Raw genomic sequence first — 26,920 nt, 5'->3', positions numbered from 1 at the left:
TGCTATCTTTTCTTTTCATTATAGCGAAAAGTCATTGTTATGTATAATTAAAACATGACAAAAAACTCATATTTATTATGTAAATCATCCTATAAAACATAGAAAAACGACTTTATCAAACACGAAAAAAAGTGTAGTAAAGTGTGATACACACTCGCTACACTTTTATAGTTATTCCTTGGCTGAGAATCCTTTAATCCCGTTGATAAACATTTTCGTTTGCAAATCAATAAATTCATCAATGGAATGATGTGAGTGCAAAGCCCATTTACGGAAAGCCCAACTCTGTCCTTGTACAACGATATTATTTGCAGCAAGGTGAATTTCTTTATCAGACATCTTTAATTCACCTGTTGCTACGCAATTTTTTAAAATCTCTTCAAAAATAGCTACCATCTCAAATTCTTTTGAAAATACATATAACAAGGCTTCTTTTTTTAATGATTTAGTTTCTTGATACATAATTGTAAATTCATCTACCATACCATCAATTAAATAAAAATACTCTTTAATCGCACCTTTTAACTCTTTTAAAGTGCCAGACTGTGTTGGGAACTCCGATAACTGATTCATTACCTCATTAAAAATACTGTCACATACAAGGTATAACACATCCTCTTTAGAGCGGATATATTCATATAAGGTACCAATGCTAAAACCTGCTGCTTTAGCAATTTCTCTTGTTGTCGCACGATGAAAACCTTTTTCTTTAAATAACTTAATGGCGCCTTGGATCATTTGTTTACGGCGAATTGCTATTAAACTCTCATCTTTTACAGATGTTTGTACTACTATTTTATCTTGTTTTTCAGTCATAAATTATTTTGTTAACATACGCGAGATTACAAGGCGTTGAATCTCTTGCGTTCCTTCATAAATTTGTGTGATTTTTGCATCACGCATATAGCGTTCTACTGGATAATCTTTTGTATAACCATAACCACCATACACTTGCACAGCATCGGTCGTTACTTTCATCGCCGTATCCCCAGCCATTAACTTAGCCATTGCAGAAGCTTTACCATATGGTAAATCATTCGACTCTAACCATGCTGCTTGATAAGTTAGTAAGCGAGATGCTTCTGTTTGTGTTGCCATATCAGCTAATTTAAATGAAATGCCTTGTTGCGCAGCAATTGGTTTACCAAATTGAACACGTTCTTTAGCGTAACCTACTGCCGCATCTAACGCACCTTGTGCAATCCCCACTGCTTGTGCTGCGATCCCATTACGCCCACCATCTAATGTTTTCATAGCAATGATAAAACCTTCGCCTTCTTTACCAAGTAGATTTTCTTTTGGTATGCGACAATTATCAAACATAATTTCTGTTGTTGGTGATGAGCGAATGCCGAGTTTCTTTTCTTTTTTGCCCACTGAGAATCCTGGCGTATCAGCCTCTACAATAAATGCACTTGTTCCATGTTTAGACGTAGGGTCTGTTACAGCAAACACAACATATGTATCCGCGATACCACCATTTGTAATGAAGATTTTCGACCCATTTAATACATACGCATCACCATCGAGTCTAGCTGTGGTTTTCATACCACCTGCATCTGAACCAGAACCAGGCTCTGTTAAACCATAAGCACCCACTTTTTTACCTTCAGCCATTGGACGTAAATACTTTTGCTTTTGCTCTTCATTACCATACTTATAAATTGGCCATCCCGCTAATGATGTGTGTGCTGATAACACGACTGCTGTGGAAGCACATACGCGTGATAACTCTTCAATAGTAATCACATAGGCTAAATAATCCATACCTGCCCCGCCATACTCTTCTGGCCACGGGATACCTGTTAATCCTAATTCAGCCATTTGGTTAAAGATCGCCATATCAAAAGTCTCATTCTCATCACGCTCTGCTGCAGTAGGCGCTACTTCATTCTCTGCAAAATCGCGTACCATTTTACGAATCATTTCATGCTCTTCAGATAATTGAAAGTTCATTGCTATAATCCCCTTTTTTATTAGTCTGTTAACATATGTTTCCCAATGACTAGGCGTTGGATTTCGCTAGTCCCCTCGTAAATCTCTGTTACTTTCGCATCACGGAAATAACGCTCCACTGGATAATCTTTTGTATAACCATATCCGCCAAATACTTGAATAGCTTCTATAGCAGTTTCTACTGCTGTTTTAGAAGCAAATAATTTAGCCATCGATGCTTCTTGTCCACACGGTTTGCCCTCTGAGCGCAAATTAGCTGCACGATACACCAGTAACTTTGATGCTTCTACAGCTGTTGCCATATCGGCTAATTTAAAGCCAACCCCTTGTTGTGCTGCTATTGGCTTACCAAACTGTACTCTCTCCTTAGCATAGTTAGTTGCAGCTTCTAAAGCCGCTTCTGCAATTCCTAAAGATTGTGCTGCTATGCCTATGCGTCCTACGTCTAGGTTCGCCATAGCAATTTTAAAACCTTCGCCTTCTTTACCAAGCAAATTTTCTTCTGGTATGCGCATATTTTCAAATGTTAGTTGGACTGTACGAGAACCGTGTAACCCCATTTTCTCTTCATTTTTCCCAATAATCAAGCCTTCTGTGTCTTTTTCCACAATAAAGGCTGAAATACCTCGAGAGCCTTTCGTAGCGTCTGTTACAGCAAATACGACATAAACATCGGCTTCCCCGCCATTTGTAATGAAAACTTTTGAGCCATTAATGATATAATCATTGCCATCTCTTATCGCTTTTGACTTCAATGAGCCCGCATCTGAACCTGCATTAGGTTCAGTTAAACAAAATGCGCCTAAATACTCCCCTGATGCTAACTTAGGTACATATTTTTGTTTTTGCTCCTCATTGCCAAAATAAATGATAGGATTTGTCCCCACTGATGTATGTACAGATAAAATAACACCTACTACTGCACTTACCTTCGATAACTCATTAATCGCAATAATATAAGAGGTGAAATCCATGTTTGACCCACCTAATTCTTCTGGTGCTGTAATCCCCATCAAGCCTAGTTCACCCATCTTAGCTAGGATTTCACGGGGGAACTCCCCTTCTTCCATACGCTCAATAAACGGTGCAATCTCGTTTTGCGCAAAATCACGTACCATATCTCTCATCATTAATTGCTCTTCAGTAAATTGTAAATTCACGTTCCTCACTCCTTACTCGTACTCGTAAAAGCCGCGCCCTGATTTCTTACCTAACCAACCTGCTGCTACATACTTACGTAGTAATGGACAAGGACGGTATTTACTATCACCTAATCCATCATGTAAAACTTCCATAATATACAAACAAGTATCCAAACCAATGAAGTCAGCTAATGTTAAAGGCCCCATTGGATGGTTCATTCCCATTTTCATGACATCATCAATTGCCTCTTTAGAAGCCACACCCTCATATAATGCATACACAGCTTCGTTTATCATAGGCATCAAAATACGATTAGAGATAAAACCAGGGAAGTCATTTACTTCTACTGGTGTTTTATCTAACTGATACGTCATATTCTCAACCGCTTGATATACCTCATCAGAAGTAGCTAGACCACGAATAATTTCCACTAATTTCATTACAGGTACAGGATTCATATAGTGCATCCCAATCACTTGAGCAGGACGCTTTGTTACAGCTGCAATTTCTGTAATTGGTAGTGAAGAAGTATTTGTTGCTAAAATGGCATGCGAAGGTGCAATTTCATCTAATTGTTTGAAAATCGTTTGTTTAATCTCCATATTTTCAACCGCTGCTTCAATAATAATGTCTACATCTTTTGCATCGTTCAAATCTACAGACATTGTAATACGTCCTAAAATCGCTTCTTTTTGCTCCGCCGTTTTGCGGCCTTTCTCCACGTCACGCGTTAAATTTTTAGTAATAACGCCAATGCCGCGCTCATAAAACGCTTGTTTCATATCGTTCAGTATCACTTCAAACCCAGCTTGCGCACATACTTGCGCAATACCTGACCCCATTTGTCCAGCCCCGATGACCATCACTTTTTTAATTTCCATTTTATTCTCCCCTTATTCCTTTGGTACTTCAATCATAATCGCGTCACCTTGTCCTCCCCCAGAACAAATTGCAGCAATTCCCACACCGCCGCCTTGACGTCTAAGCTCATAAGCTAATGTTAAAATAATACGTGCACCCGATGCCCCAATCGGATGCCCTAAAGCCACTGCTCCACCATTGATATTTACTTTATCCTCAGGTAAACCTGCAATTTGATTACTTACTAAAGCCACTGCTGCAAATGCCTCATTAATCTCAACGGCTGTAATATCATCTATTGTTTTGCCTGTTTTCTTTAACAACTCATTAATGACTAAGCCTGGTGTCTGCGGGAAATCTTCAGGTGCTACGCCAACTTCAGCATGCCCTAAAATATAAGCAAGCGGCTTTTTATTTTCTTGCTGCGCTCTCTTTTCACTCATTAAGATGAGTGCACATGCCCCGTCGTTCACACCAGGTGCGTTGCCTGCTGTAATCGTGCCATCCTTATCAAAAGCTGGACGAAGTGTTGCTAACGTCTCCATCGTTGTATTGGGACGCACTGCCTCGTCTTGATTCACCTTAATGGGCTCACCTCTACGTTGCGGTACTTCTACTGTGACGATTTCCTCAGCAAATTTGTTTGTCTCTATCGCTTTAACTGCGCGTTTATGGCTGCGTACTGCCCATTCATCTTGAGCTTCACGGGACAATTGGAACTTATCTGCTGTCGAGTTGCCATAAGTACCCATATGCACGTGATTTGGATGAAAGGCACAAGATAAACCATCAAATACCATGCCATCAATTAGTTTTGCATCCCCCATGCGTAAACCTTGACGTGCATTCATTGAGTAATAAGGCGCTTTAGACATAGACTCCATGCCCCCTGCAACGATTACTTCCTCTTCGCCTAAGCGAATAATTTGGTCAGCTAATGTAACACTTCGCATGCCTGATGCGCATACTTTATTAATTGTTTCTGTCTTGACATGGAAGGGTATGCCTCCCTTTACAGCAGCTTGTCGAGAAGGTATTTGACCTTGGCCTGCTTGTAAAACATTCCCCATAATAACCTCACCGACTTGAGTTGGTGCTACATTTGCTCGATGTAAAGCTTCTTTGATCGCCACTCCACCTAGATCACTTGCCGATAATGAACTTAAGGCACCACCCATTTTGCCAAAGGCTGTTCGCGCCCCGTCTAAAATAACTGTTCGATTCATTTTCATACACCCCTCTACCCCCTAAAATTAAGCAATCGCGACTGAACGCTCGCTCATTCTCCTTTTGTTTTATTTTAAAGGAATACCATAATAATTGCAATGTAAAGTTTGATCAATAACCATGCATACTGCGCTCACAAAACCATTTTTTCTACGTTATGTCGTTGTTTTATATTTTTCTGTTAATTTTAACTATTCATGATACAAATCAAAAAAAGCACAGCTAAAATTTTAGCCATGCTATCTGTTATCTTTATCTTCTCATTTAATAATATGTTATAGCTAGTTTTATTTTTTGATACCATTTTGCCTGCTGCCATATGGTAGTTCTTACACTTTTATAAAATGCATACATATGTTGCTTATCCTCATCCGTTATTGGTAGTTCGCCATATTGTGCTCCTAAATACATGTTGTAGTATGGTGCTATTTTTTCGCCTTGAGACCACTGTTGTAATGTCGTTGCTTTATGCATAGATTGGTACATATAAAATGTATTTAAATAAAGTGTTGTTGTCGCAAACTTCGGAGATAAACGTAAGATTTTTCTTAATTTATGTCTGCGATATAGCCAAATGCCAAGTAAAATTATAAGCAATAAAACAAGCATACTTAGCCATATTTTAATAGGCATTTTTTTCTGTTCTGGTTCTTTCTCTTGAGGCGGTAATTCATTTTGTTGAATGAATTGCTCGTTTAATTCCTCAGGTGGTCCTTCTGCCTCTTTTGATAATGCTTCTTTAGGATCTGGCACAGTCGTTGTTTCATCATGTTCGATTTCTGGCATTATTTTACGATATGGTGGTGTGACCTCTACTGGCATCCAACCTAATTGATCAATATAAATCTCCGTCCAAGCATGCGCATTTTTAGCAGGGATTTTTGTTGTAGCGATCCCTTTACTTAACGTATCCTCTAACGTGACAACATACCCCTCAACATAGCGAGCAGGAATGCCTAATGTACGATAAAGCAAGGTAGCAATCGTGGCATAATGTACTGCGTAACCGCTTGATTGTTGCGCTAACAGCCCTGCTAAAATATTATCTTGAACAGGGAATTTTTGCTCATCATAAGTTAATGTATCCTCTACTTGTTGTAATACAAGTTGTGTTGCTTGCTCATAACTTAAACGTTTTTCATTTGTTGTAATAGCCGGAAAATGGGTAGTGAGCAATTGTTTATCTTCCTTACTCACTACCGTCTCATTTTTATATACATAGGCATTATAATGACTTTCCTTAGCTAAGTATGCCTCATCTTGTTTGGCATACACTTGTTTAGCCACTTGTGGATATTGATAATAAGGCGTCTCACTTATTAGCCATTGATAATTACGTTCACCTTTAATACCACTTGTATAAGCTGTACCTTCTTTTGCAGAGGTCGTCAATACTTGATTAGCTTCATAAGGGGTATAAAAATAATGACGATTTGCATTACGATTCGCAATATTTAATTTTGCTGGTTGCGTCGTATTTGTTAACATATAAAACTGAGTTTGTGCATTGAAGCCTTGCTGTAATAATTGTTCAAACACTGCCTGTCTTTGTAAATACTGACCGCCTGATAATGAGTGCCACTCGTTGTTTTGATACGTTGAGCCAATGAATCCTTTTAAGTACATCGGTCGTATGTTTTCAGTAGCAATCTCTAACATCGTTGTATTTGTTGTTGCCTTTGGTTGTGTTTGTTGTAACTTGCCATCTGGTAAAGGCGCTTTATTGCCATACCTAAAACTCGACCACTGGCTGATCAACTTCTCTTGTATAGAAGAAGCTACAGTGGATTCGCCCATATTAACCCAAGTCATACTTGTCAAACCAATTACCACAATTAATGTGGGGACTAGCCAACTATAACGTAACATTGCCTTATTATTACGTACTACCATTATGAGATATAACGTCATGCCATACAGTAATACTGTAAAAATAGCTACACCCGCACGATCTAATACGATACTAATAATAAAAACAATACTAGCCATTACAATAAACGAGCTTGCTTGTCTTTTCATAAAAGTTTCGATTAAAAGGGTCAACAATAATAAAGCCACTGCCCCTACGAAAAATCCTGTAAACAATTGTTTGTCACTGACTTCAAGTAAAGGGATTAACCAGAAACGTTGTTCTGCTATCATCATGGCAATCGCATTTAACGTTATGCTCATATCATTTTTAAATGCTTCCCATGTACCTAAAATGAGTACCCCATATAATGCTAAAAAGATAAGCAGTCCTTTACGTTTAAATACATAGTATATGATAACGGCAATCCCTGTAACTAAGAGTGGCGCCATCATAGATATCTTTGGAAGAATAATAGCCTGCATAGCTAATAACCACAATGCGAGATAACTATAGATTAATAGCAATGATTGAATTGTCATATTTGCTCACCACTTACTTTTATAATCATGGCATCCTCTTGTTGGTACAGCATGCTCGAGTGATGCATTAGCTCATCTTTTGTACAAGCCATTATTTTTTTTATTAATAACATGACCTGGTGCTCATGCTCAACAAGCGTGTGCTCCCACCCTTGTAAATAAAGAAGGAAGTCCACTTGCTTTTGATAATTAATAGCTGTGTGCAAATAGCCATATACATGTTCAATCAATTTATTGTAACGTGTAATATCATTAGCGATTGTTGTTGTATCAATCGACATAACTAATCTTTCTTCCTGTTCAGCTTCCCAACGCTTCACATATAAATCATCTAGTTTTGACGATACTTTCCAGTGAATCATTTTGACAGCATCACCTGGTTGATATAATTTAATTTCATTAAAATGTGTGCCATCTGTCATTTGGTGTGCCATAATATTTTGCTCATTCTCTGCTTGATACATCGCTGCACTAATGGCTTTGTTTACATTAGCAATCGAAGGCAAAAGAAATAAAATACCAGCCTCTTGCAAACTACGTCTTTGTGTAAAGAGATGGATGGCATCGTAATACGTAAGATGTGTTGTCTGTACAGTTGCCATACCATACCATGATGCTGTTATAGGTAATGCGACACGTTGTTGTGCTTGTGACTTTAATGATAACGTAATCTCATCTGTTATAACTTCACCCGTATATTGATGTGTTACTTTATATTGAAGTGCCATGTGATAGACAGGTAATTTACTATGATTAGTGAACACTACATAGGGCTGTTCGTCCACCTCACTCGACATTTGTAACGCCATATGCACTTTTTTCGTTTGATAGCGTAACGTTAGAAACAGCCATGCCAAATACATCATTGTTAAAATGAGCAGTATTAATGATAAGCGAGAAGGTACAAAAACAGCGTATATGATTAAGCTAATAAGCCATATTAGACTTACTACACTTGCGCGAAGCGTCATCACCTTACCCCCTATAATGTAATATCTGCCTGATCTGGTGTCTCTATCGTTTGTAAGATCGCTTGAATAATAGATTTACATTGTTGCTCACTTAAAATATCGCGATAAACAAGGCGATGAATGATTGTAGCTTCCCAAATTGCCTGAACATCTTCTGGTATTACAAACCTTCTTCCTTGTACAAAGGCATGTGCCTTAGCCATCTGACAAATCGCTAAAGCTCCCCTTGGACTAATACCTTGTGTGAGGGCTTCGTGATTACGTGTAGCTTCTGTTAACTTTGTCACATACGTAAGTATATTATCGTGAATGTGTAAATGATTTACTTGTTGTTGGAGTTCAATCACTTGCGATTGTGTTAAAACGGCTTGAATTTGTGCCATAGGGTCTTGTTGTTGTCGATTGCGTAACAGTGCCACTTGTGCCTCAAAATCTGGATACCCCATACTCAAGCGCACCATAAAACGGTCAAGTTGAGCTAAAGGTAGCGGATATGTACCTAGTGCACCAAAGGGATTTTGTGTTGCCATCACAATAAATGGCGTAGGTAGCGCATACGTTTGGCCATCTACTGTAATGTGATGTTCTTGCATTGCTTCTAATAGAGCGGATTGTGTTCGAGCTGAAGTACGATTAATCTCATCTGCTAGTAGTAAATTACACATCACTGCCCCCTCTTTAAAAACAAAGGTATTTTGCTGCTTATCAAACATCGTAAAACCAATCACATCTGATGCAATTACATCTGGTGTAAATTGTATGCGATTGGATTGTAAGCCTAATACTTTACTAAATGCTTTAGCTAATGTTGTTTTACCTACGCCTGGATGGTCTTCTAATAAAATATGACCTTGTGCTAAAATCGTTGTCCATACTTTAGTAATTACATCTTCTTTACCATTAATCACTTTATTTACTTCAGCAATTACTTTTTGAGATTGTTGTTCCATTTATTTACCTCCATAGCAAGTTAAAATATCTTGTATTGTAATACTATTCGCCAATATACGCCGTGATATTCTACGACTAGCTGTTGTATAAAATTGATTTGTTGTAAAAAACGTTGTGGTATCTGAAACGCTAACAATAGTATGATCAAATAACATGCCACAACGATCCGCTACCGTTGCAGCTACATCCATATCATGCGTAATCATAACGATTGTTGTTCCTGCCCTACTATATTGTTGTAATAATTGAATAACCTGATGTTTAGTTGGCGCATCCATTCCTTTTGTTGGTTCATCCAATAATAAAAAGTCAGGATTTTGCGCTAACACTTTAATTAAAGCTACTTTTTGTTGTTCGCCACCACTTAAATCTAATGGATTACGTTGTAACAGCGCTTGAATATTAAATAACTCCGTAAATTGCTGTAGTGCGGTTTCCGTCATGGCTGTGGCAGCTAACTCCTCTGCTACTGTATTATGCAAAAATAATAAGCTTGGCTTTTGAGGCAATAAAGCGATCTGCTGTTTTGTCTTTTTCAATGGCATATTTTCTAATAATATTTTTCCTTTATAAGGTCGACTTGCACCTGCTAATAAATTTAACAACGTTGTCTTGCCAGAACCATTGCCGCCAATTATCGAAAAAATTTCACCTTTTTTTATTACTAAAGATAATCCTTTGATTTTATCCTCTTGTTTTTTGTCATATTTAAAATATAAGTCTATGAGCTGTAAATATGGTACTTGTTGTTGAGGCGATGGTTTATTTACCATCGTCTGTTTTACTGAGTATTGTTGTAACATAGCTATCCCTTGTTGTACGGTTAATGGTACTTGTTGCTCGCCGTCTGTGACTAATCGAAGATAGAGTTGTGTTGCTGTAGGCAATGCACATACCATATCACCCGATAATTGTTGTGCGATCTGCTGTGGTGTACTGTCAAATAGTAAAGCGCCTTCTGTCATATACCATACGCGATTACTCAGCCATAAAACTTGGTCAAGGGCATGTTCTACTATTATTACAGTAATACCTAACTCTCGATTTACTTTAGCAACGATTTGCAAAAACTCTTCTGAAGCAATAGGGTCTAATTGTGCAGTTGGTTCATCTAATAATAATAAGACAGGGTCTGTTACTAAAATACTTGCTAAATTAACCAGTTGCTTTTGACCGCCTGATAATTGCTCCGTCTTATGATGCAGTAAAGCATGTATGCCTAAAAAATGTGTAACTTCAGCAATCTTTTGTTTCATGATTGGTAGTGCAATGCCACTATTCTCTAAACCAAAAGCTAATTCTTGCCAGACATACTCCATCGTTATTTGGTCATTAGGATTTTGCATTACATAGCCAATAGCTAGCTCTGTAGCAAGTGTTGCTCGATGTAGAGGCTGTTGCTTAAATTGAATTACCCCTTCGTACTTTCCACCACTTGCTAACGCCGGTTTCAATGCTTTTAATAATGTTGATTTACCTGACCCTGTTGGGCCAAATAAAGTAATAAAATCACCTTCATCTACTTCACTTGTTATATTTTTTAGCAAGCGCTCACCATCATAGTGATAACTTACATTTTTGATTGTAAGTAATGCCATTGTGTAACCTCCTTCGCTTCATATAATGAAGGCAGTAAAAAGTATAAAGCTACAACTGTTGCACCATACCAAGTCATTGCCCATGGCTTGATCGCAGGGTAATAATAAAAGAGATATTGTTGATGCCATAAAACAATGCAACCACTTAGCGCTAGCATACTTAATAAAAACCATCCATCTTTTTTGTGAAAGGTAAAAAGGTGAAAATGACTGCGCTTTTTAGTGTACCCATAGCCTTTACTACGCATAATGGCGCTTGTTAAAAAAACATGTTCAAAAGTATAAGTGATTACATACCAATATACTTTGAGCCATCTTACTACTCGATCCGTATAACTGGTCGTTTGATAATACCCATTTGCTTTTAACACACGTTGTTTCGCCTTAAACTCTGCTTTACATAGCGGAATAAAACGTATACTTAACGTACATAACAATCCCAGCCTAGTTGACAATTTGGTTAGTAAAAACAACACTTTATCTGATGTAAAAATGAGACTATAGCACTTTAACCAAAAGCTAACCGCAAGTACGACAACAGCAAGCACAATGCTTTTATACGTGGCTTCATACGTAATTGCTTGGTCATTCAGAAAGAATAATGGCGTCTTACCATTATGTGTAAACATGCTATAACTTAAAATCATCCATATACCTACCCAAAGATAAAAGCCATATTCGCGCAATAGTTTAGGCAAACCAACAAGTAGGCTAAAATAGACACTTGCCCCCATTAAAGCGAAGAAACTCACTACTGGGTTAATAAAAAAAATAATGCCACTAACACCCAACACATATAACACTAAAATAATAGGATGTAATGTACGAAATGCGTGCACAGTAGCCATTCACCTCACTCAAATTCATCATGACCAATATCTTTACCTAAATTACATGTATAACGAAATATAATGTCGTCCCCGTTTTTCACAGCATATTGGCTCACGCCTTTTGTTGGGAATTCGCCGTTCACACTATACATCCAACCACTCAGTGACCCACAAGCAAACTCATATAAATAGTTAATTCCTTGAATATATATGCTGTTATAAATGTTTAAATCAGCGCCTTGATATTCCATTTGTATACGCTCATGCCTTGTAGCGCGGTTTAACACATCAAAAACAGTATCACCGTCCCGTAAAACATACGTGGTTTTACCTAAAACCACACCATCTGCCGTTAAATAAGGATGGATTTCTGGAGGAATTTTATCGCGCTCCGCATAAGCTCTATCATTTAAAATAGTTAACGTTACCGTCTCAGCATCAGGAGTAATGTCGTCTACATGCGTCAAATAATATTCTTCTACAGATTGTATTTTTGTACCTGAGATAAGGAAGGCAATAATTAAGCCAATAAAGCCCAAAACCACAAAATCTTTACGCATTATTACGCCTCCTGTTTCATACGTCTCCTTATGATGCGCCCTACTACAATAATGGCTAATAAACCGCTCACTATAATCAAACTAACTTTTATCCATTTTGCTCGTTCTAGATTTTTCATTTGCACTTGGGATTTTTCGATATCCTCATGACTCAACACCTTTTGTTGATCATAAGGTGCTAATTTGTTGTACCGTGTTACAATCGCTTCCACATTGTGTTTATCATCTAGCGTTAATGCGGAGAACGGATATAATTTATCTAATACCTCCTCATTAATGGCATCAATTTCTAATTGAATTTGTTCAATCTCTGTTTTCATTTGTTGTAACTGCTTCACTTCTTGTGGACGATTTGCTTCTTCAAATACTTGCAATAAAGCAATAACATCTACATATTGCTCTGTCGTTAACAGTTTAGGTAGTTGGGCAAATTGTTGTTCTGCTACCTCGATGCTTAACGATTCACTAGCTGTTGTCATAAGTGATGTCACATTCCCCTTACCTTGAGTGGCAATATTATATGCCTCCCATAAAGGCGGCTCATTTAAAGCTAATTGGTGGCGACTCAACTGGCTTTGTAAAGTGGCAAATGAGTTAACATAAGAACGTTCTTCAATAGGCACTTGCTTATATTGTTGCAATACTTGTGCGATTTGATCTTGCGTTGGCACTTGTGGTAATGCTTGAATTTGTGCATTCACCACATTAATTTGCTGTTTAATATCCTCTGATATTTCTGGACGCAAATCATATAGTGTGCGGTAACCTAGCTGTTGACGCATAATAGCAGCTAATGCATATAGTGCTTGTTCACTCGCCATATCATTGGATTCATCTGGTTGTGAAGATGGATTAGTAGCATCATATTTTGCAGCATGAATAAAACCACCATCTTTTTGTTGATACGTTAACAATGCCTCGTACAATGTCGTACCATGTTGTGTAAAACGCTCATCATCATGAGCTAGGCCTAGTGATGTTAATGCAACAATCACTTGAGCAATACTTTCTGTGTTACTTTGCCCATAACTTGTGAAACTACCATCTGGCTGTTGTAGTTGTTGTAATACCATTAATGCCTCATCTACTACTTCACTTACTGTGGCAGTTCGCTTTTGTTGTGTATACTTTTGGTGATACGTCAGTGATGTCGTTTCATTATAGTAAGGTGCTAATGCTTGAATAGCCATTGCTGTTAAATCCACATCACTTGTGCCTTCACTTAATGCAAAACCGCCATCTTTTTGCTGTAACGACATGATATTTTGGAGAATCCTTTCACGATTAATAGCCGCTTCTTTAGGTATTTGATAACGCATACTGTCAATGGCAATCAGTCCCCAAATCCAACCATTAATACCTTGAGCACCTAAAGCACGTTGGTTCGTGCGGTCATACACACCATCTTTCACTAAATTGATTTCATTGATATGGGTAGGGTCACCACCTGTTGCTAAAGTTGCTAAAATAATACGATGCCACTCTGTCGCTTTAGTTTTACTTAATTTATCTTCTGTCTCATATCTTTGTGCCACATTATTATGTAGCAGTGCTTGATACGTTACAAAATCATCTGTTATCCCAACACGCCCTAAGCCAAAAGCATACCAGTCAACATTTCCCTGCCCTGCATGCTCAACAAAAGGCGCTTGTAATAAATAGGTTGCGCCCTCTTTATGCTCTTTTTGTTTTTTCCACTGAACAATATCCTCAATAACGTCTTTTACGTCACTATTTGCTAATGCACTAGGTGTGATACAAAAGAATAAAATAAACACACTTAGCATGAGCCATATACAATGTTTAATTCCTTGCATGTTTACCATTCCTTTGGCCAGTTCGGTCGGTAACTATTTCCTAAACCACCAAAACCATTAATATCTTGTCCATAATAAAGTGTGTATCTAATACGCACCACATCTCCATCGAGGAAACGTGCGTCAGAGAAACCATAGTTAGGGTAAACATCATTGATGCTATACATCCAACCTGCACCATTTGTAAAATCCATTTCACCTAAACTATTCACGTCATAATCTGTTTCGCTATAATAATCCGCTTCTTTTTGCACAATGTCCCACAAATCTTGAGGTATGGCTACATGTTGCAACATATTTGGCTTGGCTATGCGAGCGATATAAAAGCTTTGTTGTATATTACCTGTGTTGCTGTAGGTAAAGCCATGTTGTTTTAACAGTTTATCTAATAAAATACTTCCTTCTTGCTTTTCGTAGACAGGCACTTTTGTGGGCGGAATCAAATACGGTATACCAATTGTTGATGCCTCCACACTTATTGTAATATCACCTATATAGCCATCTTCTTTAGCAAGTTTGCTATATACCGTGTAGATAAGATTTGTTGTTCTCCCATTATCGTCTTGAACTTTAATTTTCACGATATTTTCGCCTTCTTGAAGTATTAAACGATAACTTGTCTTCTCATCATCTGTCCAGATTGCACTCAATTGCTTATCATTAACAGACACCTTCATATGTCGCTCATATAAGGTTGAACCGTCTGAGGACTGTGCGTTTATATTAATATTTTTCATAGACCCTTGGACTTCACTACCTGATACTAAGTCTGTTACTACAATAGGAGCTAATGGGTCCTCTTTAGGTCCCTCACTACCATTGGGATCTTGATAAAAAATAATATATTGCTTATTCAATTGTTCGGCTTGATGGGTACCTTCAAGTTGAATGGTATTTTTCCCAGGCAATAATGTCACCGCATATTGATTTTGCTTTGTGGGCGACACTACTTCACCATTTAATTTGACTTGTACATTTACTTTTGTTCCATCCGCACTGGCTTGTGCATAAAATGAAAAATCGGTTTGTGATACACGTTGGTCGTGTAAGTTTGTCTCTAAATGAATGGTATGTTTTTCTTTATTGAACGTTATAATAAAACGCTCTTCTTTGTGCAACTTACCTTCTGCACTTTTTAACACAAGTTGGTTTTCGCCTTCTTTTAAGGTCGTTTTATACGTGGCACCACCTAAAGGCTGCTTATTTTCCCCATTAATTTCAACGGTTAATGGCAATTTTTTTTTGCCAATTTTAGCTTGTGCAACAAAGGTAATCTGTTCTTCATGTACTACTTTATTTGCTAAATTCGTTTGAATGACAATGTCTGTAGTGTTCAGATGCACAATAAATTCTTGAACTACGTAAAAAGGTTCTTTATCTTTTTCCTGATACAATACCGTAATACGAATGCTGTTTTTTCCTTCTTGTAATAACAATTCTCCTTGAAATGGCTCTATCGCCTTCCCATTAATTAAAACCTCTTCATCTTTCACTACTAAATCTTTATCAAGATGTGTAATTTTCACATAATAGGCTGGCTCTGTTACTACTTCATTATTTTTTATCGTTGTGACAAAATAGCGATTGGCTTCCTCTGCACGATCAACCACTCTATAATTATCTTTTGGTGTCTCTGGCTTCTGTGGGTTAGGCTGTTTTTTAGGTGGCTTAGTTTTCGTATTAGTAGTAGTATTTGGCGTTGACGGTTTGTCAGGGTTTGGCTTACTTTGTTGCTTATGTGATATCGCATTTTTCTTTGTCGTGTTTGGATCTTGCGCTGGCTGTTTTATCTCCTGTTGACTATAGTCATTTGGCGGTGTCTCTTCAGGTGTAGATGTATCGTCTAGTTCGTCGTTATCTTGTTCAGGCTTATCATCATTAGTCTTTTGACTAACAGCTTCTCCTGTGAGTTTCATCGTTGATGCTTCTGCCCGTTGTGACAAATCTAAAGGTGCTGAAGAGGCACTATAATATACATAAATGACACTCGTTAAGAGTAATAAAATTGGCACAATATAATAGCAACTTTTTTTTATCCGCTCTATCCATTTAGCCATACTAATGCTCCTTTACGATAAAATAACAAAGTGGAAAAAGGGCGTATCCCAACACACTTTGAAATAACCCTTTTTCCTTGTATTTACATCTCTACTTTATTTAACATGCGGTGAATAATCTGTGCCATTTGTGCACGAGTTAAATTACTACCTGGTGCAAAACTGCCATCTGGCTTCCCATTCATAATGCCTTCTGCTTGTAGCGTTTGAATAGCTTTTGTGTATTGCTGATCAATTTTATGTTGATCTTGGTATTTGCTTGCTCTCGTATCATCTGCTTCATAATCTACATAGTGTAGGGCACGATAAATAATGGCTGCTGCTTGTTGACGTGTAATTGCTTGTCCAGGATTAAAGTTGCCTGGTGATTGTGTAATATCCGCTTCATATAAAGCTTGTACTGCATCCTCATACCATGCCCCTTTAACATCTGGATAATATGTCTCCTCTAGTGGTATTAAATTCAAAGCTCTTGCTATCATAGCTGCAAATTGTGCGCGTGTAATACTATGGTTTGGTTCAAACTTCCCGCCATTACCTGTCACAATATGTCGCATTGCTAAAGATTCAATATCTCCTGCACTACCTAAACCTTTAATATCTGCAAAACTCACACCTTGTTGTGAAACAATCAATTGTTTACTCTGTTTTAAATAAACGGTTACTGTATCTTTTCCAATATGGTGTGGTATTGCTTCAATACCTTGCTCTCCATCTTGTAGTAAGACAAATGAGCGCTTATTATTGGGTTGCATATTCGCTAATGGTATTTCTAATGTCACATAACCTTTAGATACAACTACATCTCGTTTAATGCCATTAGATAATACTTCTTGTAATGTTACATCCATATTAAATTTCGTTTGTTGTTGATAATTTACTTTCACTTTCGAATTTTTACCAAGCGAGTTTTTTATTACTGTTAATGGAATGGTTAATTTACCTTGCTCACTATCAATCACTATTTTTTTCATTTTTTGTTGCATAGTCGTAGCAAGCAATTCAGCTGATAATAACAACTCACTACTTGTTGCAGTAATTTGAAGTGTTTTTTGTTTATGATCTACCTCTGCTTTTTCAATCCCTGTTGAAGTTGTAATACCTTCTTCAAATTCTTTCGGTATGTTTTCATTATTTTCTTGTAACTCTTTAAGACGCTGCTCTACAGCTTTTAACTTATCAATATTCGTCACAAATGTTTGGTCATCTTTATGAAGTTCTTCATAAGCTTTACGCAATGTAATAACGAGTGACTCATGTTCCATTTTTATAGCATCTACTGCTGGTAATTGGTTAATCTCTTCCATAATAAAACGAATATTCATTTCAATTTTTGAAATATGGAATTCAGCTTCTTCTAATTTGCTAATATTAGTTACTTGTGCGCGATCTGATGAAGATAAACGTAAATATTTTTCACGTATTGTTTTTATTTGTGTACGTTGCGCTAATGTAATATGAGTTACTGTTGGTAAGGCATCAATCTCTTTTACAACCGCTAAATACGCTTGTGATTTTAATTCTTTCATTTTAGTGAGTAATGATTGTAACGTTGATCCATTCGTCACTAATTGCTGTTGTTGTGTAGTTAAACTGTCATAAGCTACTTTTACCATATTTAAAATATTTTCATCACTTACTGTAATAGTAGAAACACTTGGTAGTAAATCAATTTGTTTGATTACGTTTTGCACAGCAATATCTGTTGTTGCCCCTTTTAAATCTTGTAATTTAGCATGTACACTGAATAACTGCTCGATGTTTTTCACATAATTTTGCTGTTCAATCGTTAACTCGTAATATTGTTGATAAGCCTCCATAATTTGACTCTCATGTTGTAATGTTATTTGTGCTATGGCAGGTAACTTATTAATTAATGTTTCAACAGCTTGGATTGGCGCTAATAAATTAGCGATCTTTTTCTCAGCTGCTGTTAAAGTAGCTACCTCGTCTTTCCAAATCCATTGTTTCATCACATCATCTAATGCATCATAGTTGGCTCTAATTTGCTCGATGGTATTTTTATCTTTTAAAGTAATTACTGTTGGCAATGCTTTAATGGCATCATTTACTACTTTAGCCTCGTTTGGCATAGTAGCAGGTACTTCTTCTTCCGTTTCCTCACCACCAAGTGCCTGTAATAAGCGGTCTAGTTCTTTTTGTGGCGTATCCATCACTTGCAATACTTTCATCGCTTCATCATAATGCTTTTGATTGTCACCCTCTGTAAGGAAGGTTGCTTTATTTTCCATAGCATTGATTTCGGCAATGCGCCAAATCAAGTCATCTTTTCGTGCTGTATTAATTAATGATGCTGTACCCCATTCTGAGTTATCTGCATTCAAATCAGCGCCATAACCAAATACAGTATATTGCCAGCGCATTACTTGTCTATCCTCAAGCGTCCATGCCGCTGCGCCAACTCCTGGGAAATTATTATTAATGGCATACATCCAACCTGACATATTATAAAAATCAAATTCTCCCAACCAATCTTTTTTACGCTCTAAAGTAAAATCGCCACCTCTTTCTGCTGCAGCTTTTTTAACGTATTCTGGAAAATTACTGTAATCGTAATCTGTATCATATACATGTGATAAATAAAATGTATCTTCTACTTTTCCAGTCATCTTCCACGGTTGCTCTATTTCAGGATACTTCTTCTTCAGTAAATCTGTAATTACTTTCGAGGCAGGAGTATATTTTGGTACAGTAACTAACATTGGTTCAATAATATATCCTTGCCCTAAAGTAAATTTCTCCATCGTTACAGCAACTGTAACAGTATTTTTTTTAGGTATAGCTTCAATTGCCTTTTTAGCTTGATTGAGTGCATTTGTAATATCGCCTTTTGATGTTGTGACAGCTTGAATTGCTTTAATTCCAGCATCACGTGCAGCTAAAACCTTTTGATAATTATCACCTTCATATTGATAACTTTTAAACTGTTTTGCATACGCTTCAAGCGCTGCAACAGCCTCTGCCATTTCCTTTGATAAGTCAATCGTTGAAGTTGTCCATTTTGCATAAAGGGTAATATCCTTTGCTGGCATAAAGTCAAAATGATAAGGCTTAGTTAATGCCGCATCACTATACCAACCCGCGAAATACTCTCCTGCCTTTGTAGGTGTAGTAATCATTGGAATATCCGTACCAACATTGCCTGTAATGGCTCCTACTGGTGTGCCGCCACTACTATTAAATTTAATCGTCGATGAGCCAAAATCAGCATAGATTGCTCCGCCTTGCCCCACAAATAAATTCATATTGTCTTGTAAAATATAGATTGTTTCTACACCGTTTGGTCTAACTTTTTTAGTTAAATAATCAGCATGCTCTGGCGTAAAATCATTTGGTGCTGTGAAAGCCTCCACATGTTGATAAACCCATTTCTTTTGCGCCTCATCATACTTATAAATAGAGTTTCCTGTATACCCACTAGTCCCTACTGCTGTATACTTTCTAGTACTAGGGAATGCATATAAATCCCCATTACTATCCATACTCGTACGGTTATAGATATTTGTTGTAATCTGATTACGAATTTCTGGTAATTTTTCTACTGTACCATCTTTACCAACCTTGTAATCTTGCTGATTAATATGAATTAGAAGCTCACCTTTAGTTGTGATATTTTGCAAATTAGGTATGTTCGTTGTGTTAAGATTAAGTTTTATCTCTTTCCATTCATTATTTTCATAAAAATAAACTACACCTTTACCACTAGCATAGGCTATTGTTCCATCTAATTTTTTAAAAGCACTGAAATCATACCCATGTTCTTGCCACTGCTCACCATTCCAATGTGCTCTATCTGTCCAAATTTCGTTTTTATTCGTAATATAAGCAGTGGTACTCTTAGGCTTTAAACTATCTTTTATGATTTCGGAACCTTGTACTTTACGCCATTCTCCTAGTTCTTTGGTGTACTCATAAATGGCATAACTTAATAAAGTACTAACACCCGACTTTTCACTGTCTTGAACAAATGCGAGCAAATGGTCTTTTGTCCCGCCAATACCTAATACTAAACCTGCACTTCCTTCATTATCCCCTGTTTTCAAATCTAGCCCTGGCATATAGGTAAATTCTAGCCCTTGTAATTCCAATACACCGCCTAAGGCTGCTGCATATACGGAGCGTTTACCTGTTGCTTCATCTAAAAATGTTGCCACATCATAAATATTAGGTCCCGGATCTAATGTAGCTACATTACTTAAAAATTTATCGTTTGGTGTTGTTAAATACGTTAATTCTTTTTGTTCTATCGCTGGGAAATCAATATTGTATGTTTTAGTCACTATGTCACCGTCATTGACTTTCCCTACAACTGTAAATTCTTTTGCCGCTGGTACAGGATCTACCAAAATGTTAACCAATATATCTTCTTTTGGCTGTTCTATACTTGTGTGTTGATATGTTGCTAATGGCTTACCAGTCGTCTTTGTACCTTCATAGATTTCAAAGTTATAATTACCTATCACAGCTTTAGCACTTGTAATTGTAATCGGTATCTTGAAAAGGGCTCTTTCACCTACCATGGCAGGTACACTAAATAAATTTCCTTTCCAAGTAGATTCGTTTCCACTCGTTTGAACAACATTAAAACCATCACGATACTCAAATGTTACCTCTGGTGCACTAAAAATAGGTTTGTATGTAGTATCCGATTCTAGTGTGACTTGTAAATTTTCCTCTTTGTTTAATTCTATTTCATCATTTTTTTGCCAACCTTTGAACACATAACCATCATCAGGAAGAGCTCTTAATACCCATGTTTCGTCCTCTAATTTATCTAAACGTACTTTACCATTGTCGCTTTGTTGAATAGTTAGTTGATAGTTAGTTTGAATATCACTAATTTTTTCAAAAACAGGCTCTATTTCTACACTTTTAGCTGTTTTACCGTTAGCAATATTTAAATATAATTCTGATTCAATACCATTTAAAAAATAATTTTTAGTTGCTGCTTTTTCTGGCATTCTTTTATTATTAATGTAACTGCCAAATTTACTACCCTCTGTATAACCTTCTCCGAACAATCCTTCTTTTTTAAAGGCATCATATTCTAATACTATCTTGTCATTATTAATTTTCCAACCTTTAAAAACGTAGTTACTGTAATCAAAGCTTTCCAAAAAAATATAATATGAACCTGACTTTTCAGATGTATCTAGGCTATATTTATGAGGAAATTCATGTAATTTCTTAATGTTGTCTGCATTAGGACTACTATTATTTAAAGAATAGCTATATTTTGCCTTCGCTTCATCTGAGTTTCCTTTCTCCACAGTAACTGTATTAGTAGTGTCTGTTGCATTTGCTGTTAACCAAAATGTTGGAATAGATGAAAATAATACGAGTATAATTGTAAGTAAAGTCAATATTTTTTTTATTATATTTTTCACATTATCCCCCCTGAATTGTCGAGAACTCTAACTTATAACAAAGTTAGAGCTCTCATTAATAAAATTACTTAATAATATAAAGGTTATTATAATCATTACCAAATACTAAATAACCACCACTTGCCGCCATTCCTTGTAGCGTATAAGTTTTCCCATCTGTGTTAGTTGTATTCCATAGTTCTTGAGTTGTAGTACCATTAAAACTATAGCCTGCGCCATCTGCTGCATTTGTTGTTAAATAAATATAATCTGTAGTCCCTACACTATAAGCAACCACTGAAGATTGAACAGGTCCAGGTGTACCAACTGTTGTCACACTCTTTGTATTTAAATCAATAGCTTGAACACCACCATTTGTGAAACCTGCATAATAACCAACATATGCCTTACCATTATTAGTAATCACTGGGGTTGAAGTTGATGTACCTCCTAAAGCGACTTTCCATTCAAATGTAGGTATACCATCTTGGTCTAGCTCGTAAGACCATAAATACCCGCCTTGACTAGTGAAGTACAAGGTATTATCTACTAATGCAATAGATGAGCGAACATTACCTGCTGTAACACCACCATCTGTAGATAGATTAATCACACCACCAACATTAGCAAAGTTGGCAACTGATCTATAATGTAATTTACCTCCATCGCCACCAAAATAGACATAATTACCGACTACTACAGCACCTGCCCAATAATAGTCCCCTGTTGTTGCTGTTTTAACATTTGTAGGGTTAGCGATTTCAACTTGATAATATGTACCGCCACCTTTACCTGTCCATGTACCAAAGTACAAATATGTGCCATCTGTTGTAATTGGCGTATTAATTTGACCTGCAATGCCTGTTACAATCGACACATTACTTGGTGATGGTTGATCTAAGCCTGTTACTTTTTGAATTGAACCTGTTTGTTGATACAAACTTGCATAGTCTACTTTAACTGTACTCGCATTATTTTTCACATCGATGATATACTCCACTTCATCGCCTGCCATCGCTGCAAAATTATCATTTAAATAATAGTAATATTGCCCTGGATTTGCTGGGTCTTGAATTGGTTTAGCTTGAGCATCTGAACTTGATTTTGAAAACGCTTTTGTTACTACTGTAGTACCATTAACTTTGACTTGTACATCTGCAGTTACATTCGTATTGGCGTTATTGCCAACATGAATACCTAAAGTCGCACGGTTTGTAGCTGCATTATTTAATGCCAAACCTGTTTGCTTTAAGGTAACAACTTGGTTTCCAGTTACATCAATTCCTGTGCCTGACGCTACACCACCAGTAACTGTCCAATCTGTTACTGGTGAACCATTTAATTCATCATTTTTTAACAGTTGAGAAAAACCTGTTGTACCAACATAAATTGTGTCATCAGCTTCACTAGATGCATCATTTCCTTGTACTAATAAAGGGGTTGAAAGTTGGAATCCTGCAGATAATGTTAACTGTTTACTCCAAATCTCTTTTGCATCATTCGCACGTACCTTTGCTAAACGACCACCACCATTGTTACCATTCACTGCATACCCATCATAAATAACATAGGCATACGTATCGCCATTATCTAAAGTTTGCATAACTGGTGCAGTGTCAATACCATCCCAGCCAGATCCGTTGTGTGTTAAATTAACCATTGCGGTATTAACGCTTGCTGTAATTGGTGCCCCGTCTGTAATTACACCATTGTGATTATTATTTCCTTGATACGTTGTCCAATCGGCTGCTGCTGGAAATGCAAAGCCAACGACAAGTAATAGTGTTAAAAATAAACTTGAAATACGTTTAAACATATTCTTCTTCCTCTCCCTATTGTGATTAAGTTTTGATTGCGCTGCCTTACGTGTTATCACCCCCCTTTATGAATGACAAACTTATAGCATTTCTATAATGCCCAATGTACGTTTTAAAATTTTAGCCATTTGGGCACGAGTTAAATGCCCTGATGGGTTAAAACCATTGGCATTACCTGACATGATGTCTAGCGTATTGAGCACACCTATGTCGCGTAAGGCAGCCTCACTAATACGATTGACATCTTTAAAATTCGTATTGGGTGAGATTGTTTCTGTCTTAAAATCGGCATAGCGTAAAGTACGAGCCATCATTACAGCCGCTTGTTGTCTCGTTAACTTCCCTTGAGGATTAAAGGTTGTGGCATTCACCCCTTGAATAATCCCTGCCTCATATAGAGCTTGTACATCTTGTTCAAATGCTTTGCCCCTTACATCCATAAAAGGGCTCTTCGTTGTCTGTGGTGTAACACCCAATGCTCTTGCTACCATCGTTGCAAATTGAGCGCGGGTAATATTTTCATAAGGGCCAAACGTGCCATCCAAACGCCCTTTAATAATTTGACGCTCTGCTAATGCAAGCACCTCGTCTCTATTAGCTAAGTTCGCTAAATCAGAAAATGTAGCTTCTTTTTTACCAAACCAGAAAATGCCTCCCCGCTGTAGTTGCATCATGATATGTTTATTTGATGACGTGTAAGGTGTTGTTTTAATATCACGTCCTTCTTCTCGGAAGAGTGTTAACTTATTTACATGTTGCCCATCAACGAAAAAGGTGTATGGAATAGTAATTTTAATAAATGTATTTGGTAATGTAATCGGTGTCTCCTTTTTACCTTGGATTGTAGCTAGCTTCACTTCAAACAAACTGCTGTCATAATCATATTGTGAAATGTAAAGTTGTAATTTCTCTGCTCTTGTTTGATTTAACGCTTTTTGCAATACTTTATTATCAATAAGCCACTGGACACCACGCTCATCTTTTAGTTCTATTTGCTTTACTTTAGTGTCCATTACGGTTTGCAAAACTTTGTCTGGCAATACAATTTTGAAAGCACCTGCACTTTTAGTTGAGGTAATCGTTAATTTATCACCTTTTAATACCATTTCATGATACGCATCAAAATCGGTATCATCTTCAAACTCTTCTTGGTCTAATGCTGCCTTAATCAATTCATCAATGCGTTTTTCTGCTGCCTCTAAGTCTTTAATGTTCGTTACTATCTTTTGTTGGTCACTTGATAAACTATCATAGTAAAGACGTGCTTTTTTTACTTCTAGGGCATCGTCTTTTTTGAGTTGTGTTAACGTAGGTAGCTGTTGAATCATTTTCTTTACTTCTTCTGCCATGCGTTGCGGCACACCACCGTTATTAATGGCATCATCTTGTTCTTCTTTATCAAGCTCAATTAAAATAGCCATCTTTGCCTCTAACTCTTGCAGCTTATTATAATTTGTAATTTGTAAACGTTCGGAAGCTGACAAAGCATTATAGGCACGCCTTGCATTCTCGACTGCTAATTTATAATCAATCGTCAACGGTTGTATTTGGTATAAGTCATTAATTGTACGAATCAATGTATCTACTCGTAACTCATCATCGTATTGATTTAAGATTTGATTCATTTTAATCTCAATGGCAACCAATGTATTGTAGTTCGTTATACGTTTCTTTTCTTCACTATTTAGCTTGTCATAGTTACCTCTCGCTCTTGCTACTTCTGTAGCATGCTCACGTTTTAACTGCGTAGAAGCGGGTAATGTGTTGATTAATGCGATCACGTCTTGTACTTTGTTTGTATCTACCTCATTCGCACCACCTGATTTTTGCGCATATAGCGTAATACTATGTTCAGGTACGACAAGCTTATCTTTTGGATAATAACGTACGCCTGTACCATCTGCCTTTGTATTCCAACTCATCACACCTGGAGGATCAGGTAAATGGACTGTACTGTAAGGCGATTGGTGTTTTGTTGTTGTTTCTATTATGACATTACCATTTAATTCAATATTAACTTGACTAGCATACATATTTTGATGTTCGCCATTTATCATGTCGGTCATATTATAAAGCGCGTTTTTCCCCTTTTTGAAACGGTCGTAGGCAATCAAACCATATAACACTTGGTCTGTGGCCATGGCATCAACCCCTATACCTGAACCGCCACCGCCATCATAGCCTGATGTTACGTGTTTAAACCCGCCCACTTCTGCTGACGAACCACTATTAGGTGCCCAAAAACTCAGTAAGGCATCAATCATGTTATTAGATTTAACCCCGTCATGAATACCACCCGATGTTACAAAAGAAATGGTTTTATTAATGGTTGGTAGCGTGATTGAAGGCGCTAATGGGTCCATTTGTAAAGCTGTAACAGCTACTAAAACTTGCACAGTACTCTCGGCAGTCACATTCCCCCATGCTTCATAACTTCCATTCACATGTTGTATATCTGCCATTTTACTGAGCGCTCGTTCAACAGATGCTTTTAATTCCACATGACTATGTTTTGTACCTGCTTGTGTAAACTTTGACTTATCTAAATAGTAGGGCGCTAAAGCTTGTAATGCCATGCCTGTAATATCGGGGTCAGCTTTATTACCAAATAATGTCCACCCACCATTTTCAACTTCTCTTTTTAAGATGTAATCAATCATCTTTCCAGCTGTATTGCTGTCTTCAGTAGTTGGTACATCAAATTGATAATTACCTGTATTCATAGCAATTAATTCCCAAATAGGACCATTAATTCCTTGACGGTAAGAGAATTTATGCGACTGTGATAAATACGAAGGGAAATTATAACCGCCAACATTATGCACATCATGCCCTATAGCACTGAGCGCTAGCATTAAACGTGACCATTCGGTTGACTTCGCTATATCAAGTACACCTTTCTTGTCTTTGACATACTGTTCAACATGTGTGATGTAATCGGAAAAATATCGCCCAGGAATATGATTAATATAGTCATAACCTGTATATTTCGCGCGTAATAAATCCATCACTGACCAATCTCCAAATGTTGAACCCACTTGTGGTCGGTCAACCGTTTCCAAAATATATCTTGCGGATGCATTAATATAAAAGCCGATATCCGGAGCTTCATTATTCCAAAATCGAACATCTAATGTTTCATGCCCATGTTCGTGATCATAAGCTGCAGCTAAACTTTGCTGTGGGAACCATACAATAATCAATAGTAAAATAAATGCGAACGACACCCACTTTTGCGTAAACTTCATCATCATTTCCTCCCTTTTATTGTATAAACACCAAAAAGCCTACTTCAGCAATTGTATGAAGTAGGCTGTAATAACATATTTAGGCGATTAAAGGCCAAAAAAATAT

Annotated in this window: 16 protein-coding genes; all 16 read right to left on the bottom strand. The window is 37.1% G+C overall.

Translation table 11 applies throughout. The features are described 5' to 3' along the window. Positions 1 to 171: 171 nt before the first annotated feature. The gene (locus IEW44_RS01665) at positions 172 to 816 is read right to left on the bottom strand and encodes a TetR/AcrR family transcriptional regulator (RefSeq protein ID WP_188613276.1); all 645 of its coding nucleotides are present in this window, start codon (positions 814 to 816) and stop codon (positions 172 to 174) included. A gap of 3 nt (positions 817 to 819) precedes the next feature. Then, entirely contained in the window at positions 820 to 1,956 is a 1,137-nt protein-coding gene (locus IEW44_RS01660) for an acyl-CoA dehydrogenase (RefSeq protein ID WP_188613275.1), read from the bottom strand. Between the two features lie 20 nt (positions 1,957 to 1,976). Continuing rightward, a complete protein-coding gene (locus IEW44_RS01655) occupies positions 1,977 to 3,116 on the bottom strand; it encodes an acyl-CoA dehydrogenase (RefSeq protein WP_188613274.1) in 1,140 nt (379 codons plus the stop codon). A gap of 12 nt (positions 3,117 to 3,128) precedes the next feature. After that, on the bottom strand, positions 3,129 to 3,980 hold the full coding sequence (locus tag IEW44_RS01650; RefSeq protein WP_188613273.1) for a 3-hydroxybutyryl-CoA dehydrogenase: 852 nt from the start codon (positions 3,978 to 3,980) through the stop codon (positions 3,129 to 3,131). A 12-nt stretch (positions 3,981 to 3,992) separates the two neighbouring features. Continuing rightward, positions 3,993 to 5,186 (bottom strand): acetyl-CoA C-acetyltransferase, encoded by a 1,194-nt coding sequence (locus IEW44_RS01645; protein ID WP_188613429.1) that lies wholly within the window; start codon positions 5,184 to 5,186, stop codon positions 3,993 to 3,995. Positions 5,187 to 5,451: 265 nt separating this feature from the next. After that, entirely contained in the window at positions 5,452 to 7,578 is a 2,127-nt protein-coding gene (locus IEW44_RS01640) for a transglutaminase-like domain-containing protein (RefSeq protein WP_188613272.1), read from the bottom strand. Beyond that, on the bottom strand, positions 7,575 to 8,549 hold the full coding sequence (locus IEW44_RS01635; RefSeq protein ID WP_188613271.1) for a DUF58 domain-containing protein: 975 nt from the start codon (positions 8,547 to 8,549) through the stop codon (positions 7,575 to 7,577). Before IEW44_RS01635 ends, IEW44_RS01640 begins: the two co-directional genes overlap by 4 nt. A gap of 11 nt (positions 8,550 to 8,560) precedes the next feature. Beyond that, positions 8,561 to 9,499, bottom strand: a complete 939-nt coding sequence (locus IEW44_RS01630) for an AAA family ATPase (protein WP_188613270.1) — start codon at positions 9,497 to 9,499, stop codon at positions 8,561 to 8,563. After that, the gene (locus IEW44_RS01625; protein ID WP_188613269.1) at positions 9,500 to 11,098 is read right to left on the bottom strand and encodes an ABC transporter ATP-binding protein; all 1,599 of its coding nucleotides are present in this window, start codon (positions 11,096 to 11,098) and stop codon (positions 9,500 to 9,502) included. It lies immediately after the preceding gene. Next, complete coding sequence (locus IEW44_RS01620) at positions 11,071 to 11,946, bottom strand: energy-coupling factor transporter transmembrane component T (RefSeq protein WP_188613268.1); 876 nt, start codon at positions 11,944 to 11,946, stop codon at positions 11,071 to 11,073. Before IEW44_RS01620 ends, IEW44_RS01625 begins: the two co-directional genes overlap by 28 nt. Positions 11,947 to 11,951: 5 nt before the next feature. After that, on the bottom strand, positions 11,952 to 12,488 hold the full coding sequence (locus tag IEW44_RS01615) for a DUF4430 domain-containing protein (RefSeq protein ID WP_188613267.1): 537 nt from the start codon (positions 12,486 to 12,488) through the stop codon (positions 11,952 to 11,954). A 2-nt stretch (positions 12,489 to 12,490) separates the two neighbouring features. Beyond that, positions 12,491 to 14,305, bottom strand: coding sequence for a prenyltransferase/squalene oxidase repeat-containing protein (locus IEW44_RS01610; RefSeq protein ID WP_188613266.1), 1,815 nt, complete (start codon positions 14,303 to 14,305; stop codon positions 12,491 to 12,493). A 2-nt stretch (positions 14,306 to 14,307) separates the two neighbouring features. Continuing rightward, positions 14,308 to 16,362 (bottom strand): DUF4430 domain-containing protein, encoded by a 2,055-nt coding sequence (locus tag IEW44_RS01605; RefSeq protein WP_188613265.1) that lies wholly within the window; start codon positions 16,360 to 16,362, stop codon positions 14,308 to 14,310. A gap of 83 nt (positions 16,363 to 16,445) precedes the next feature. Further along, positions 16,446 to 21,770, bottom strand: a complete 5,325-nt coding sequence (locus IEW44_RS01600; protein WP_188613264.1) for an S-layer homology domain-containing protein — start codon at positions 21,768 to 21,770, stop codon at positions 16,446 to 16,448. A 64-nt stretch (positions 21,771 to 21,834) separates the two neighbouring features. Continuing rightward, positions 21,835 to 23,565, bottom strand: a complete 1,731-nt coding sequence (locus IEW44_RS01595) for a PQQ-binding-like beta-propeller repeat protein (protein ID WP_188613263.1) — start codon at positions 23,563 to 23,565, stop codon at positions 21,835 to 21,837. Positions 23,566 to 23,646: 81 nt separating this feature from the next. Then, positions 23,647 to 26,814 carry an S-layer homology domain-containing protein gene (locus tag IEW44_RS01590; protein ID WP_188613262.1) on the bottom strand — a complete coding sequence of 1,056 codons (3,168 nt, stop codon included), beginning with the start codon at positions 26,812 to 26,814 and terminating at the stop codon, positions 23,647 to 23,649. Positions 26,815 to 26,920: the final 106 nt, after the last annotated feature.

It is taken from the genome of Lysinibacillus alkalisoli (assembly GCF_014643595.1).
Taxonomy (GTDB): domain Bacteria; phylum Bacillota; class Bacilli; order Bacillales_A; family Planococcaceae; genus Metalysinibacillus; species Metalysinibacillus alkalisoli.
Note: the sequence above shows the minus strand (reverse complement) of the source record. Positions and strands in the feature narration are given on the sequence as shown.